This is a genomic window from Frateuria hangzhouensis (assembly GCF_026410505.1).
GTDB classification, from domain to species: Bacteria; Pseudomonadota; Gammaproteobacteria; order Xanthomonadales; family Rhodanobacteraceae; genus Frateuria_A; species Frateuria_A hangzhouensis.
Genome location: NZ_JAPMIU010000002.1, coordinates 200,768 through 214,992, shown reverse-complemented (window position 1 = coordinate 214,992; position 14,225 = coordinate 200,768). Strand labels below are relative to the sequence as shown.

The window sequence follows — 14,225 nt, the reverse complement described above, 5'->3', positions numbered from 1 at the left end:
ACACCGATGACACGCCCGCGCACCGCGTTCCTGTTCGACCTCGACGGCACGCTGGTCGACAGCGTCTACCAGCACGTACTGGCGTGGAAGGAAGCGCTCGACCGCGAAGGCATCGAGCTGGCGGTGTGGCGCATTCATCGCAAGATCGGCATGAGCGGCGGGTTGTTCACGCGCATCCTGCTGCGCGAGACCGGCATCGAGATCACTGAAGAACGCGTGGCGCGGCTGCGCCGGTGGCACGCCGAGGCCTATGGTCGTCGCGCCGAGGCCGGCGGCGTACGGCCGCTGCCCGGTGCGCGCGAGCTGCTCGGCTGGCTGACGGAAGCGGGCCTGCCCTGGGCGATCGCCACCAGCGGCCGCATGCAGACGGCGGCGCACAACCTGGAAGCGCTCGGCGTCGATCCGGCGAAGGTGCCGGTGATCACGCGCGACGACGTGCGCCACGCCAAGCCTGATCCGGATCTGTTCGTCGCGGCCGCCGACCGCCTGGGCGCGGACATCCGGCACGCGCTGGTGCTGGGCGACAGCATCTGGGACATGCTCGCGGCGCAGCGCTGCCATGCGCTCGGGGTTGGGCTGCTTTCCGGCGGTTACGGCCAGGAGGAACTCGAACGCGCCGGCGCCTTCCGCGTGTACGAAGATCCTGCCGATCTGCTACGTCACATCGACGAGGTCTCCGCGCGCGATTAACCTCAGTGCCGTTCAGGTGTACTGACTCGTCAGCCCAACTTATGTCTATCCCGGTTTAAGAACACGCATATTTCCGCACATTGAATGCGAAAAAACTCGAGACTTGAAAGCCGGATAAATAGGTGGTCGCCAGCGTTAGACTGCTCGAAAGTCTTTAACCAATTGTCATCCCTGTCCCAGGGTGCCTTGAAGCCAAATTCCTCTAATGAATCTGAGGCATTTGCGCAGAACGATGGGCTAAATTCAAGATAACTTATCATGCTGAACTGAAGGCCCAATATTTTTACATTATGCGACTCATTTTTGAAATCTCCTATCGGCACAAATTCTAGGATAACGGCACCCTCGCCGGGATTAACAATAAACTTGTCTATCGAAAAAAAACTGTGGAGATCGAAGTGCTTACCTTCAAACCTGATTCCAACGCTTCCCTCAATCAGAAAGTTCATCAACATGCCGTCAATCTCTATCCAAATGATTTTTTGCCATATCTATATCTTCTTGCGTAGCAGATCTAACTTGCGCAGACTTAGTATTATATGCAGGCTGGTTCGGAGCATTTAGATTTCTCTGGGAAACTTTCACATGTGGAGTTTCTATCCCACCGTGACTCTTACCCGCCAAGTCTATTTCTATTTTCTGCGCAGGAGTCTCAATAGCAACCCGATTTCTTCCACCGTTCTTAGAAATAAGGTCTGCAGCCTGCTCTTTGAGCGATTTCGAAGCACCCCCTGCTAGTTCCGCTCCCTCTTCGATGGCTCTGTTTGCAACAAAGCGAGTGGCCAGAGCGGCACCACCTTTTATTGCACCGGCAACTCCGAGAGCCGCCGAGAGCGTCCCAGCATCTTGTATAGCCGCGTGCAAGACACCGCCGCCTTCGCCGTTGTACCCGTCTTTCAGAGCACCGGCGAGGTTAGATCCATTAAATCCTTGGCCGGTTATGAAGTGCCCGGTTTCGACAAAGAGCCCACCGACAAATGCGGTAGCATTTCGGCCATCAGGATCGGTATATCTGTACGGATTGTTTTTGGCATAGGCATATCGATTGAAGCTAAAAACATCTCCTGGCGTCGGCCCGACAGGGTCCACACTGAGCATGCGGCCTATAGGATCGTAGTACCGCGCCTGCATGTAAATGAGCCCCGTGTCCGGATCGCTCACGTGCCCTGTGTAGCCCGGCCCCGCCGTCGTCGGGCCGGTCTGCTGCTTGCCGTAGGGCCGATAGTCGTATCTGGCGATGATCTGGCCGTGCGCATCTTCCTTCGCGAGCACGGTGCCCTGCATGTCCGTCAACACGTAGGTCGTTGTTTCGGCCGCCCACGCTGAGTGCTGGCAAGCCAGAACCAGCAATATAAGGATGCTGGCAACGATACCTAACCAGTTACCACGCAAAGTTATGTATTTCGACCCGTCCATAAGGTTCCTCCCGTCTTTGCGAGCGCCAAGGGCTAATCTTCGTCAGCACAAATGAACAGCCACCCAAAAGGGAGACTACTCCCTCAAGCCTTTCGCATCATCCTTATGGCGACATCCCGGCCGAGTAGGGGCAGTTATCCCGGCGCCAGCAATGCGTCCAGGTCGTCCTGGTCGAAGCTGAGCTTCTCGCGCGCGCCGCCGCCCTCGAGCACCGCTTCGGCCAGTTCGGCCTTGCGCGCCTTCAGCTCTTCGATGCGCTCCTCGACCGTGTCGGCGGTGATCAGGCGGAACACAAATACCGGCTTGTCCTGGCCGATGCGGTGGGCGCGATCGGAGGCCTGCGCTTCGGCGGCGGGGTTCCACCATGGGTCGTAGTGGATCACGGTGTCGGCGGCGGTGAGGTTCAGGCCCACGCCGCCGGCCTTGAGCGAGAGCAGGAACAGCGGCACGTCGCCGTCCTGGAAGCGCTGCACCGGTTCGGCGCGGTCGCGCGTTTCGCCGGTGAGCATGACGTAGCGGATGCGCTTGCGGTCGAGCTCGGCGGCAATCAGCTTGAGCATTTCGGTGAACTGCGAGAACAGCAGCACCCTGCGGCCTTCGGCGAGCAGCGCCGGCAGCATGTCCATCAGCAGCTCGAACTTGGCCGATTCGCGCACGCCGCGCGCGGCTTCGAGCTTGACCAGGCGCGGGTCGCAGCAGACCTGGCGCAGCTTGAGCAGCGCGTCGAGCACGACGATGCCCGAATGCTGGATGCCGCGTTGGGCAATCACTTCGCGCAGTTCGTCGGCCAGGGTCAGGCGCAGGCTTTCGTACAGCTCGCGCTGGCGGCCGTCCAACACCACGCGGCGGGTGATCTCGGTCTTCGGCGGCAGTTCGGCGGCGACCTGCGCCTTGGTCCGGCGCAGGATGAACGGCGCCAGGCGATGGTTGAGGCGCGCCTGGCAATCCTCGTCGCGCTGCTTCTCGATCGGTACGCGATAGTGGCGCCGAAAGGCGCCTTCGTCGCCCAGCAGGCCGGGCACGGCCAGGTCCACCTGCGACCACAGTTCGCCCAGGTGGTTTTCCAGCGGCGTGCCGGTCAGGCAGACGCAACGCGGCGCGCGCAGGCTGAGCACGGCGCGGCGCGCCTGCGTGCGCGGGTTTTTCACCTGCTGCGCCTCGTCCAGCACGATCAGTGCGAAGGGTTGCTTCCGTAGCGTAGCCACGTCGCGCGGCAGCAGCGCGTAGCTGGTCAGCACGATGTCCTGCGCGCCGAGCTGGGAGAAGTCGCCGCTGCGCTGCGGACCGTGCAGCGCGAGCACGGTCAGGTCGGGCGCGAAGCGCGCGACCTCGGCCTGCCAATTCGGGATCAGGCTGGTCGGCACCACCACCAGCGCGGGCTGGGTGAGCGCGCCGCGTGCTTTAAGCGCGAGCAGATGGGTGATCAGTTGCAGCGTTTTGCCCAGGCCCATGTCGTCGGCGAGCACGCCGCCGACGCCGGCTTCGGCCAGCGCATTCAGCCAGCGCAGGCCTTCGCGCTGGTACGGACGCAGTTCGACGGTGATGCCTTCGGGTACTACGTCGCTGGCGCGCTCGGCGGCGTCACGCAGGCGCGCGGTGAAGCCGCGCAGGCCTTCGGGTGCGCGCAATTCGCCACCGCTGGGCAGCGCCTCGACCAGTTCTTCCAGGCGGCCAGCCTGCACACGCGGCAGGTGCAGCTTCTTCTTCGGGCGTTCCAGGTATTCGGCCAGCGGCGCGAGCAGCCCGCGCAGTTCCTTCAGGCGCACCGGCACGCGCCGGCGTTCGTCGACCGGCGCGTACCACACCGCGTCTTCGGGTTCGTTCGGCGCCGGGCTGAGATTCAACTGGTGCTCGGCCAGCGCCTGCGCCACCGCGGGCAACAGGTTGTGGCGCTTGCCTTCGACCTCGATGCCGATCTCCAGGTCGAAGGCATGGTCGTCGGCGTCCTCGGTGGCGTTGCCATACCAGCGCACCGGGCCTTCGAGCACCTCGAACGGGAAACTCGGTGCGTACTCGAGCATGAAGCCTTCGGCCTCGAGCTTGGCGCGCAGCGCCAGCCAGCGCGCTGGCGTATTCACTTCGAGGGCGCCGGCGTAGCCCTTGCCGGGGAACAACCAGGCGTCCTCGGGCAGGGTATCGGCCAGGTCCCAGGGCAGGCCTTCGGTATCGACGCCCGGGGTGAGTCCGGCGCGCTCGAGCTGCTCCATCGCCGAGAGCTCCTCGGCACGACGACGGGCGATCTCGACCAGGTGGCCGTTGCACACGCGGCGCACCAGCGGCTCGCCGCCGCGGCCGGGCAGGCGTTCGCCGGCGTAGTCGAAGGCCAGCCGTGCGTAGGCCAGCGGCGGCGTACCGGCGGCCAGGCGTGCGTGGCGGGTGAGCGCGTGCAGGGTCAGCACCGGCTTGGGCGCCAGTTCCGCGCGGCGCAGTTCGTCGAATATCTGGGGCGCGGGCAAGCGCTGGCCCAATGGGCTGTTCTTCAGCACCTTGAGCAGCGAGCGACCCGATTCGTGGCGCAGCGGCGGCAGGTCCAGCCAGTGCGTTTCGCGCGGCTCGGCCTCGAGCAGGCCGACTACCGCGCGCTCGGCATCCAGGTACCACAGGTCGTCCAGCCGCAGCAGTCGCTGGTTGTGGCCGAGCTTGGGCAGCAGCCGCTGGCTGCCGTCCTGTTCGAGCTGCCACTGCCAGACGAGCGGATGGGCCTTGCCGCGCGACAGGCGCAGCCCGGCCAGGCCGCCCAGGAAACACGGCGCGGTATCGAGCACCTGCGCCAGCAGCGCGTCGCCGAGGTGGCCGGCCAGGCGCACGTAGCTGCGCCCCTTGCGTACGCTCTGCGGCAGGCCGAGCACGCTGGCCGCCAGATGCCGCTCGTGCGGCTCCAACGGGGCATGCGCCAGATGGCGGCTGTCCAGCGGCACCGGGCGCACGTAGCGGCCGTGCTCGGTCGTGCCGAGCAGGACCGGGGCGATATCCAGATGGGCGTAGAGCGCGCCCTCCTCGGGCATCACCTCGAGGAAGAATCCCAGGACCTGGGCTTCCACCGGGGCCGCGGCCGGTGGCTTGAACAATCGACGCCAGGCCGGCGGCAAGCCGCCCCCGGCCATGTCCTCCGGGGAGGAGGCACGGTCCGCAGGCTGCTTTTCGTCCGGTTGCTGCATGCGCGTGCGATCTGCCTTGCCGGCCAAAACCACGAGCTTAGCAAGGGGATCGGTGGCGTGCGCGTCGAGGGCGCAAGTTTGTGCGGGGGCTGGCGTAGGTGGGCTTCAGCCCACCACTGTTCCCGCGAGAATGCCTGGTGGGCTGAAGCCCACCCTACGACACGCTGCGCTGGGTCAGCCGAACAGACCTTGCGGGTACTCGGGCTTCTGCTCGCGGCTCATCAGCAGGCGCACGCCCTCTACCGGAGTGACTTCGCCATGCAGCACGGCACGCACGCCGTTGGCGATGGGCAGGTCCAGGCCATGCTGTTCGGCCAGGCGGGCCACTTCGTCGGCGGTGACCACGCTCTCGACCACCTGGCCGATCTGGCGCACTGCCTCGTCCAGCGCGATGCCCTGGCCGAGAGCCAGCCCGAGCCGGCGGTTGCGCGACAGGTCGCCGGTGCAGGTCAGCACCAGGTCGCCCAGGCCGGACAGGCCCATCAGCGTTTCCGGGCGGGCGCCGAGCGCCAGCCCGAGCCGCAGCATCTCGTTCATGCCGCGGGTGATCAGGCCAGCGCGGGCGTTCAGGCCCAGCTGCATGCCATCGGCCACGCCGGTGGCCACCGCCAGCACATTCTTCATGGCGCCGCCGAGTTCGGCCCCGAGCACGTCGTTGCCCGAATAGGCGCGGAAATTGGGCGCATGCAACAGCGCGGCGAGCGCCTTGGCAAAGGCCTCGTCGTCCGAATGCACAGTGACCGCGCTGGGCAGTCCGGCGGCGACTTCGCGGGCGAACGAAGGCCCCGTGACCACTGCCGCGGGCCGTCCCGGCAGCTTCTGCGCCACCAGTTCGTGCAGGAAGCGGCCGGTGCCCGGCTCGAACCCCTTAGTCGCCCAGGCGACCGCGGTATCGGGCCCGAGCAGCGGCGCGAGCTCGTCCAGCATCGTGGCGAAGGCGTGGCTGGGCACCACCACCAGCACGATGTCGGCATCGCGCACGGCGGCGGCCAGCGCAGGCTCGTAGCCGAGCCCGGCCGGCAGCTCCAGGTCAGGCAGGTAGCGCTGGTTGCGGCGGCTGGCCGCCATCGCCGCCAGCGCTTCGCGGTCGCGGCCCCACAGGCGCGTGGCGACACCGTTGCGCGCGGCCAGGGCGGCGAGCGCGGTGCCCCAGGAACCGGCGCCGAGCACCGCGAGGATCGGTTGGTCCGGCATGGTTCTGGGCGTCAGCTGTTGAGCGTCGGCGCCTCGCCGCTGGGCCCGCGGCGCTGCTGTTCCGCGAACAACGCATCGAAGTTGATCGGCTGCAGCAGGAACGGCGGGAAGCCACCCTCGAGCACCAGCGAGGAAATCACCTGGCGGGCATACGGGAACAGCAGGTTCGGGCAGTAGCTGCCGATGATGCCGGCGTGGTCCTGCTCGTTGAAGCCGGCGATGCCGAACACGCCAGCCTGGTGCACTTCGGCCAGGTAGGCGGTGCGCTCGCCGATGGTGCACGTGAGGGTCAGGCTCAGCACCACTTCATACAGGTCGTTGCCCAGGTCGGTGGCGCGCTGGCCGAGGTTCAGCTGCACCTGCGGCTGGAGGTCGTTCTCGCCGATCTCCTGGAAGATCTGCGGCGCATTGGGCGCCTCGAAGGACACGTCCTTGACGTAGATCTTCTGCAGCACCAGCTGCGGCATGGCCTGGCCGGCGGCCTGGTCGTTGGCGGGCGTGACTTCTGCCATCGTGGAGTCCCTCGAATTCGTGAGTGCGGCGGAGCAAAGGGGACGATTGTTCCATACATCCGGCCGCCCTGCCACGGTTTGCCGGTCCTGCCGACTTGCGCAGAAGCCTGTTTTTCCGGGAGAATACGCGGCTCGACGATAGCCGCCCCGGTTTCCCGGGCCTTCCGCGACGCGATGCGGAACATCCGCCGGCCCCGTTCGAAGCGCAACACCCTCCAGCATCGCGTGGCGCCCAAGGCGCCGCTGGGCCGATGCCGCCCTGGCCAACGGGCGGTCAGATACCGATTACGGAGGCCCTCATGGCCCGTGTATGTCAAGTCACCGGAAAGGGTGTGCAGACCGGCAACAACGTCTCGCACGCCAACAACAAGACCCGTCGCCGCTGGTTGCCGAACCTGCACGAGCGCCGTTTCTGGGTCGCCAGCGAAAACCGTTGGGTGAAGCTGCGCGTCTCCAACGCCGCGCTGCGCACCATCGACAAGAATGGCATCGAGGCCGTGATCGCCCAGCTGCGTGCCCGCGGCGAGAAGGTCTGAGGATTGAACCATGGCTAACAAAACCCAAGACAAGATCCGCCTGATCTCCTCGGCCGGCACCGGCCACTTCTACACCACGCAGAAGAACAAGAAGAACACGCCGGAAAAGTTCGAGTTCAAGAAGTACGATCCGGTGATCCGCAAGCACGTGATCTACAAGGAAGGCAAGATCAAGTGACCTGCCGAGAAAACCCGCCCTGGTGGCGGGTTTTCTTTTTCCCGGAGGTGCGCGACGGTCGCTTATGATCCGCGCCATGGTCCCGTCCCCCGCCCTGTTCCCGGCCCTGCTCGGCCAGCATTGGCACGCGCTGGCCGCGCCGGTGCGGCGCATGCATGGCGAGGAGGCGTGGGTGCGGGCGCGGGGTAGCGTCCGGGTCGAGGGCGCCGGCCATCTTCCCGCGCGTGTCCTGCGCCGGTGGCTGGGCCTGCCGGAACCGGGCGCCGGGCAGGCCCTGGAAGTGACGATCGAACGCCACGCGGGCCATGAGATCTGGACACGCCGCTTCGCCAGCGGATGCATGCGTTCGCGCCTGGCAGCCAGTCCGGACCGCCTGCGGCTGCATGAACGGCTCGGGCCGGTGACTCTGCGGTTCGAGTTATGCCGCGCTGGCGACGCGATCGACTGGCGATTGTGCGGCGGGCGCCTGCTGGGCCTGCCACTGCCGCGGGCATGGTTGGGTTCGGTGCTCTCGCGCAGCGGCGCGCAGGGCGGGCGCTACGCCTTCCGGATCGACACGCGGCTGCCGCTGCTGGGGCGGCTGGTGGCCTACCGCGGCTGGTTGGAGGTGGTCGATGAGTGAACCGACGCCGGTGATCGTCTTCGACGGAGTCTGCCTGCTGTGCAGCCGCTGGGTCGATTTCGTGCTGCGCCACGATCACGCCGGCCACTTCCGACTGGCCGCCATGCAGGGCGCGCGGGGGCGCGCGGGGGCGCGCGCTGCTCCAGGCCCATGGCCTGTCGGCCGACGACCCGTCGTCGTTCCTGCTGGTGCAGGACGGCCGCGGGCATACCGATACCGACGCCATCGTCATCGTGCTGCGCGCGCTCGGCGGACGCTGCCCGATGGCAGCCGCACTGCTGCGGGCGGTGCCGCGAGCCTGCCGTGATCCGGCCTATCGCTGACTGGCGCGCCACCGCTACCGGCTGTTCGGCCGGCGCACAAGCTGCCGCCTGCCCGAACCGGCACAGGCCTGGCGCTTTCTCGACTAGGGCGTGGGGACCGATGGCGGGCGTTGCGGTGCGCTGTCCACGCGTCGCGCGGCCATGCGTTTGCACAAGGGATCCCCGTTGGCACCGCATCTGTCCGGAGAATCGCCATGTCCATGTTGCCTATCCGCCCGGCCGCCGGCCTGGCGCTCGCCCTGGTCGCCGCGGTGGCCTTCGCGGCCAGCGCCGGTTCGGTGAACGTTCGCTACGACCATCCGGAGAATTTCACCGAAACGAGGGAGGTCAGGGCGTTCGCGCCCTCGCGTGCCGACTTCGCATACCTGGAGACGCTCAAGCATTACATCGAGAAGCACGCCGCCAAGGCGTTGCGGCCGGGCCAACGTCTGGACATCGTGGTCACCGACCTCGACCGGGCCGGTTCCTACCTGCCCTCGATGGGAGCGCTGCAATCGGTGCGCGTGGTCAAGGACATCTATCCGCCGCGCATCACGCTGCATTTCCGCCTGCTGGACGCCCAGGGCCGGCTGATCCGCGAAGGCGAGCGCAAGCTCACCGACCTGGGCTTCATGCACGCCAGTCCCGGTGGCCTGTCCAACACCGATCCGTTGCATTACGAGAAGCGCGTGATCGATCGCTGGCTGGCCCGAGGTGTGGACAAGCTCTGACGGACAAGCTCCGGACCCAAGGGCAACGCCGCGGGCCTGGATGTCGAAACAAAAAAAGCCCGCCGTGAGGCGGGCTTTTTCGTTACTGCGGCCGGAACGCTCAGGCGTTGGCGACGCGGTATCCCTTCAATCGCCCCGCGAACTCCTGCAGCGAACGGATGCCGCTCTGCTCGGCCTCGGCGATCCACTGTTGCAGGCCCTTCAGTGCCTGGTCGGCGCCGCGCTGTTCCATCAGCGCCGCAAGGCGGGCGCGGAAATCGCAGACGGTGCGCAGGGTCGGGCGCTTGGCCAGCATGGCCTGCAGCTTGGCGCTGCCGTCATGGTCCAGCCAGCGACCGCCGTCGGCCAGCGCGCGGCGCAGGCGGCGCGGCATCGACTTGAGATTGTCGCCGGCGTGGGTGGCCTCGTCGCGCAGGGTCGGCACGATCACGCCCCGGTAGTAGTCGGTCATCGCCTGGAAACGATGGGTCAGCACCGCCTTGAGCGTCTCGGCGTCGGGCAGGTTCACATTCGGGCGGATGTCCAGCGTCGGCGCCACGCGCAGCACCTTGGCCAGGCCCACCGCGCGCAGGCCGCAGATGATCGCCCAGCCGATGTCGAACTCCCACTTGCGCAGGGCGAACTTGGCCGAGCTGGGGAAGGCGTGGTGATTGTTGTGCAGCTCTTCGCCGCCGATCCAGAAACCCCAGGGGATCAGGTTGGTGGCGGTGTCGGCGCTCTCGAAATTGCGGTAACCCCACCAGTGGCCGATGCCGTTGACGAAGCCGGCGGCCCAGAACGGGATCCAGATCATCTGCACGGCCCACAGCGCGGCACCGATGACGCCGAACAGGGCGAGGTTGATGATCAGCATCAGCGCCGGACCCCAGTACGGGTGGCCGGTGTATAGCTTGCGCTCGATCAGGTCGTCCGGGCAGCCGCGGCCGTACTTCTCCAGGTCGTCCTTCACCTCGGAAGCGTCGCGGTACAGCGACACGCCGTCCCAGAACACCTTCTTGATGCCGTAGATCTGCGGGCTGTGCGGATCTTCCGCGGTTTCCACCTTGGCGTGGTGCTTGCGGTGCACCGCCACCCATTCGCGGGTGACCATGCCGGTGGTCAGCCAGCCCCAGAAACGGAAGAAATGCTGCACGATGGGGTGCAGGTCCACGCCCCGGTGCGTCTGGCAGCGGTGGTAGTAAATGGTCACCGTGAAGATGGTGAGCTGGGTCACCACCAGCATGTAGACCAGCATGGCGACCCAACCGGCGTGGGTCACGCCGTTGGAAAGGAACGTCAGCACGGCATCGAGCATCAGGAAAACACCAGGGAAGTTGAAAGGCAGTCTATCGGAGGGGTTTCCGTACCCGCCAGCATGGCGCAACGCGTTTCACGCATGCGTGAAGCGCTCCGCAAGGTTCGTTCATGGGCGCCCGCGGTTGTGTAAAGGTGGGGGCACCGTGACAATCATGCAATGACTCTGCCACAACCGCTGTTAAAGCTTGAGCAAGCCAGTCGCCGCCGCGCCGGCCGCACGGCGGTGCAGGATCTCACCCTGGCACTGGAACGTGGCCAGGTACTGGGATTGCTGGGCGTCAACGGCGCCGGCAAGTCCACCACGCTGTCGATGGTCGCCGGCGCGCTGGCGCCCGACAGCGGCCGCATCCTGCTCGACGGCGAGGATCTTGCCGAGCACCCGGCACTCGCTCGCCGCCTGGTGGGCTGGCTGCCCGAACGTGCCCCGCTGTGGCAGGAACTGACGGTGGGCGAACATCTGGACGCGCATGGTCGCCTGCGCGGGCTGAAGGGCGCGGCGCTCAAGCAGGCACGCGCACGCATGGTCGAGCGGCTGGAACTGGCGCCGCTGGAGCGCCGCCTCGCCGGCGTCCTCTCGCAAGGCCAGCGGCAGCGGCTGGGGCTGGCCTGCGCGCTGCTGCACCAGCCCGCGCTGCTGGTGCTGGACGAACCCGGCAACGCGCTCGATCCGGTGCAGGTGGCGGCGCTGCGCACGCTGATCCGCGATGAGGCAGCCGCCGGCACCGCGGTGATCCTCTCCACCCACGTGCTGGCCGAAGTAACCGCGGTGTGCGATCGCGTGGCAATCCTGCACGACGGCGCTCTGCGCCACGAAGGCATGCTGACGTCCGCCGACCACGCCGCGCTCGAGCAGCACTTCTTCGCCATCGCCACCGCCAGGGCCGCCGCATGAGCGCGCTGGCGGTGACGCGACTGGAACTGCGCCGTTTGTTCGTGCGCCCACTCGCCTGGGTGCTCGGCGCGCTGACGCTGGCCTGGCTGGCGTGGAATTTCACCCTGATGCTGGGCAGCTTCCTGGCTGCGCAGATCCGCCTCGCCGCGTTGCCCGACGGCCCCGGCTACACAGATCTGGTGGCCGTGCCGCTGCTGGCCAAGCTGGCCGAACTGGCGTTCCTGGTGGTGCCGCTGCTGTCGATGTCGGCGCTGGCCGGCGAGCGCCGCGAGGGGCGCCTGGCGCTGCTGCTCGGCATGGGCCTGAAGCCCTCGCGCATCGTGCTGGGCAAATACGTCGCGTTGCTGGTGTGGCTGCTGGCCTGGCTGGCGCTGGTCGTGGCGATGCCGGTTGCGCTGGCGCACGCCACCGCCATCGACTGGGGCAAGCTCGCCGCCGCCGCGCTGGGCATGGCGCTGCTGCTGGCCTCGCTGGCCGCGCTGGGCCTGGCCTGCTCGGCCTTCGCCTCGCATCCGGCGATCGCCGCCGCGGCCGCGCTGGTGATCACGCTCGGCCTGTGGGCGGTGAACCTGGGCGCGCGGATGGCCGGCGTGGACGACGGCGCGCTCAACTGGCTGGCCATGAGCTCGCACCTGCAGCCACTGCTGCGCGGGCTGGTCGCCAGTCCCGACGTGGTGTGGTTCGTGCTGCTGACGGTCGTCAGCCTGGCGCTGGCCACGCGTCGCGTCGCGGCGGAACGGGAGCGCGGCTGATGCGCACGCTATTCGGACGTCTGGACGGCTGGCTGTTCGCGCTGGCGCTGCTCGTCGCGGCCGGCGCCGTCGGCTACCTTTCCACCCGGCACACGATCGTCGCCGACTGGACCGCGGGCGGGCGCGCCAGCCTGTCGCCGGAGAGCCGTGCGGTGCTCGGCAAGCTCGACGGCCCGGTCGAGATCGTCAGCTATGCCAACCCGCAGGGCGACCTGCGCCAGACCATCGCCGGCTTCCTCGAGCGCTACCGCCGCGTCAAGCCCGATCTCGTGCTGCGCTTTGTCGATCCGCAGCAGGACCCGGCGAAGATGCGCGAGCTGGGCATCACCGTCGACGGCGCCATCATTGTGCACTACCACGGCCGCGAGCAGCGGCTGGACGAGCTGTCCGAGCGCAGCCTCACCAACGCGCTGGAACGGCTCGCGCGCGGCGGCGAGCGCATCGTCGCCTTCGTCACCGGCGACGGCGAGCGTCGCGCCGACGGCCAGGCCAACGCGGACCTCGGCACCTTCATGGCGCAACTGGAAAGCCGGGGCATGCGCGCGGTGCCGCTCAACTTCGCCCAGGTGACGGCGGTGCCGCAGCACACCGACCTGGTGGTGCTGGCCAGCCCCACGCTGGCGCTGGCGCCCGGCGCGGTGCGCGCGCTGGTCGACTATCTCGGCAACGGCGGCAACCTGCTCTGGCTCACCGAGCCGGCCAACAGCGACCTGAACCTGGCGCCGCTGGCCGATGCATTGGGCCTGCGCATGCTGCCAGGCGTGCTGGTCGATGGCGGTGGCGCCGCACTGGGCCTGAAGGATCCGCGCCTGATCGCGCTGGGCGCCTACCCGCCGCACGCGATCACCCGCGGCTTCATGCTCACCACTTTGTTCCCGCAGGTCGCCGCGCTGGCCCAGGTCAACCGCAACGACTGGGCGGTGCAGGGCTTCCTGCAGTCCGGGCCGCAGAGCTGGACCGAGTTCCAGCCTATCGAGAACGACGCCGGATCGACCATTCGCCATGATGCCGCGGCGGGCGAGCTGAAGGGCCCGCTGGACTTCGGCTTCGCGCTGTCCCGCCTTTCGCCCAGCCCGGACAAGAGCCAGCAGCGCGTGGTGGTGATCGGCGATGGCGATTTCCTTTCCAACACGTTCCTGGGCAACGGCGGCAACCGCGCGCTGGGCGAGCGCGTGTTCGACTGGCTGCTCGGCGACGATGCGCTGGTGAGCCTGCCGCCACGCGGCGCGCCCGACCGCGTGCTGCAGATCTCGCAGACCGAGCTCAACTTGCTCAGCCTCGGTTTCCTGATCGTGTTGCCGCTGCTACTGCTGATCGTCGGCGGCACGCTGGTCTGGCGTCGGCGCCGACGTTGATGCGGCGCGCGGCGCGCCAGCGCTGGATCGTGTCCGGCCTTGCGCTGGCGCTGCTGGCGCTGGCCGCGGTGCAGTACCTGCACGACCGGCGCCAGGCGCCAGGCACGCTGCTGGCGCTCGATCCCACCACAGTCACGTCCGTCACGCTCACGCTGCAAGGCCAGCCGCCGGAGCACTATCGCCGCCACGATGGACATTGGTGGCAGGAAAACGGCCAGCGCGCCGACGACGGCCGGTTGCAGGAGCTCACCGAGATCGCGCAGGCGCCGGTGATCAGCTGGCGTCCGGCCGCGGACTTCGATGCCGCGAAGATCGGCCTGGCGACGCCGGTCGCGCGACTTGAACTGGACGGCCGATCGCTGGATTTCGGCACCACCGCCGTCACCGGCCCGCTGCGCTACGTGCGCGTGGGCGAGCGCGTCGCGCTGGTGCCGCTGCGCTACACGCCACGCCCCGCCACGCAGGACGCCGAACGCATCCACTGACCACGCTCCTATAGTGAGCACCGTAGGGTGGGCTTCAGCCCACCACCCGTCCCGCGAGAATGCCCGGTGGGCTGAAGCGCACCCTACCTTCACCTGCGCCGCCGGC

14 protein-coding genes and 1 pseudogene are annotated in these 14,225 nt (G+C 67.5%); 9 read left to right on the top strand and 6 right to left on the bottom strand.

Translation table 11 applies throughout. The features are described from left to right. Nucleotides 1–6 precede the first annotated feature (6 nt). On the top strand, nt 7–690 hold the full coding sequence (locus tag OSC30_RS02800; RefSeq protein WP_267170305.1) for an HAD family hydrolase: 684 nt from the start codon (nt 7–9) through the stop codon (nt 688–690). 29 nt (nt 691–719) lie between these two features. Here OSC30_RS02800 and OSC30_RS02795 read toward each other — a convergent pair whose 3' ends face one another. From OSC30_RS02795 to secB, 5 genes are all read right to left on the bottom strand, one after another. Continuing rightward, nucleotides 720–1,139 carry a hypothetical protein gene (locus OSC30_RS02795; protein WP_267170304.1) on the bottom strand — a complete coding sequence of 140 codons (420 nt, stop codon included), beginning with the start codon at nt 1,137–1,139 and terminating at the stop codon, nt 720–722. Between the two features lie 10 nt (nt 1,140–1,149). Further along, nucleotides 1,150–2,106, bottom strand: coding sequence for an RHS repeat-associated core domain-containing protein (locus tag OSC30_RS02790; RefSeq protein ID WP_267170303.1), 957 nt, complete (start codon nt 2,104–2,106; stop codon nt 1,150–1,152). 134 nt (nt 2,107–2,240) lie between these two features. Further along, nucleotides 2,241–5,264, bottom strand: coding sequence for a DEAD/DEAH box helicase (locus OSC30_RS02785; RefSeq protein WP_267170302.1), 3,024 nt, complete (start codon nt 5,262–5,264; stop codon nt 2,241–2,243). A gap of 174 nt (nt 5,265–5,438) precedes the next feature. Next, complete coding sequence (locus tag OSC30_RS02780; protein ID WP_267170301.1) at nt 5,439–6,458, bottom strand: NAD(P)H-dependent glycerol-3-phosphate dehydrogenase; 1,020 nt, start codon at nt 6,456–6,458, stop codon at nt 5,439–5,441. Nucleotides 6,459–6,469: 11 nt separating this feature from the next. After that, nucleotides 6,470–6,970: a protein-export chaperone SecB gene (gene secB, locus OSC30_RS02775; RefSeq protein WP_267170300.1), complete on the bottom strand. Its 501-nt coding sequence runs from the start codon at nt 6,968–6,970 to the stop codon at nt 6,470–6,472. 299 nt (nt 6,971–7,269) lie between these two features. On the opposite strand from secB, the gene rpmB reads away from it, so the two are divergent. From rpmB to OSC30_RS02750, 4 genes and pseudogenes are all read left to right on the top strand, one after another. After that, nucleotides 7,270–7,506: a 50S ribosomal protein L28 gene (rpmB, locus tag OSC30_RS02770; protein ID WP_209619039.1), complete on the top strand. Its 237-nt coding sequence runs from the start codon at nt 7,270–7,272 to the stop codon at nt 7,504–7,506. Between the two features lie 10 nt (nt 7,507–7,516). Next, nucleotides 7,517–7,684: a 50S ribosomal protein L33 gene (gene rpmG / locus OSC30_RS02765; RefSeq protein WP_267170299.1), complete on the top strand. Its 168-nt coding sequence runs from the start codon at nt 7,517–7,519 to the stop codon at nt 7,682–7,684. A 64-nt stretch (nt 7,685–7,748) separates the two neighbouring features. Then, nucleotides 7,749–8,716, top strand: a pseudogene (locus OSC30_RS16915) (DCC1-like thiol-disulfide oxidoreductase family protein). A 107-nt stretch (nt 8,717–8,823) separates the two neighbouring features. Further along, entirely contained in the window at nt 8,824–9,339 is a 516-nt protein-coding gene (locus tag OSC30_RS02750; protein ID WP_267170297.1) for a DUF3016 domain-containing protein, read from the top strand. A 100-nt stretch (nt 9,340–9,439) separates the two neighbouring features. On the opposite strand, the gene OSC30_RS02745 is transcribed toward OSC30_RS02750, so the two are convergent. Next, on the bottom strand, nt 9,440–10,633 hold the full coding sequence (locus tag OSC30_RS02745) for a DesA family fatty acid desaturase (RefSeq protein ID WP_267170296.1): 1,194 nt from the start codon (nt 10,631–10,633) through the stop codon (nt 9,440–9,442). A 159-nt stretch (nt 10,634–10,792) separates the two neighbouring features. On the opposite strand from OSC30_RS02745, the gene OSC30_RS02740 reads away from it, so the two are divergent. From OSC30_RS02740 to OSC30_RS02725, 4 genes are read left to right on the top strand one after another with little or no spacing between them, the layout of a single operon-like run. Then, a complete protein-coding gene (locus tag OSC30_RS02740; RefSeq protein WP_267170295.1) occupies nt 10,793–11,527 on the top strand; it encodes an ABC transporter ATP-binding protein in 735 nt (244 codons plus the stop codon). Continuing rightward, complete coding sequence (locus OSC30_RS02735) at nt 11,524–12,279, top strand: ABC transporter permease (protein WP_267170294.1); 756 nt, start codon at nt 11,524–11,526, stop codon at nt 12,277–12,279. The genes OSC30_RS02740 and OSC30_RS02735 overlap by 4 nt, the downstream gene beginning before the upstream one ends. Then, entirely contained in the window at nt 12,279–13,634 is a 1,356-nt protein-coding gene (locus OSC30_RS02730; protein ID WP_267170293.1) for a GldG family protein, read from the top strand. The genes OSC30_RS02735 and OSC30_RS02730 overlap by 1 nt, the downstream gene beginning before the upstream one ends. Then, nucleotides 13,634–14,119: a hypothetical protein gene (locus OSC30_RS02725; protein WP_267170481.1), complete on the top strand. Its 486-nt coding sequence runs from the start codon at nt 13,634–13,636 to the stop codon at nt 14,117–14,119. The genes OSC30_RS02730 and OSC30_RS02725 overlap by 1 nt, the downstream gene beginning before the upstream one ends. Nucleotides 14,120–14,225: the final 106 nt, after the last annotated feature.

Coding starts and splice junctions, on each gene's coding strand:
- OSC30_RS02745 (WP_267170296.1), bottom strand. CDS start 10,633: ATGCTCGATGCCGTGCTGACGTTCCTTTCCAACGGCGTGACCCACGCC.
- OSC30_RS02795 (WP_267170304.1), bottom strand. CDS start 1,139: ATGAACTTTCTGATTGAGGGAAGCGTTGGAATCAGGTTTGAAGGTAAG.
- rpmB (WP_209619039.1), top strand. CDS start 7,270: ATGGCCCGTGTATGTCAAGTCACCGGAAAGGGTGTGCAGACCGGCAAC.
- rpmG (WP_267170299.1), top strand. CDS start 7,517: ATGGCTAACAAAACCCAAGACAAGATCCGCCTGATCTCCTCGGCCGGC.
- OSC30_RS02785 (WP_267170302.1), bottom strand. CDS start 5,264: ATGCAGCAACCGGACGAAAAGCAGCCTGCGGACCGTGCCTCCTCCCCG.
- OSC30_RS02730 (WP_267170293.1), top strand. CDS start 12,279: ATGCGCACGCTATTCGGACGTCTGGACGGCTGGCTGTTCGCGCTGGCG.
- OSC30_RS02725 (WP_267170481.1), top strand. CDS start 13,634: ATGCGGCGCGCGGCGCGCCAGCGCTGGATCGTGTCCGGCCTTGCGCTG.
- OSC30_RS02735 (WP_267170294.1), top strand. CDS start 11,524: ATGAGCGCGCTGGCGGTGACGCGACTGGAACTGCGCCGTTTGTTCGTG.
- OSC30_RS02800 (WP_267170305.1), top strand. CDS start 7: ATGACACGCCCGCGCACCGCGTTCCTGTTCGACCTCGACGGCACGCTG.
- OSC30_RS02750 (WP_267170297.1), top strand. CDS start 8,824: ATGTCCATGTTGCCTATCCGCCCGGCCGCCGGCCTGGCGCTCGCCCTG.
- secB (WP_267170300.1), bottom strand. CDS start 6,970: ATGGCAGAAGTCACGCCCGCCAACGACCAGGCCGCCGGCCAGGCCATG.
- OSC30_RS02740 (WP_267170295.1), top strand. CDS start 10,793: ATGACTCTGCCACAACCGCTGTTAAAGCTTGAGCAAGCCAGTCGCCGC.
- OSC30_RS02790 (WP_267170303.1), bottom strand. CDS start 2,106: ATGGACGGGTCGAAATACATAACTTTGCGTGGTAACTGGTTAGGTATC.
- OSC30_RS02780 (WP_267170301.1), bottom strand. CDS start 6,458: ATGCCGGACCAACCGATCCTCGCGGTGCTCGGCGCCGGTTCCTGGGGC.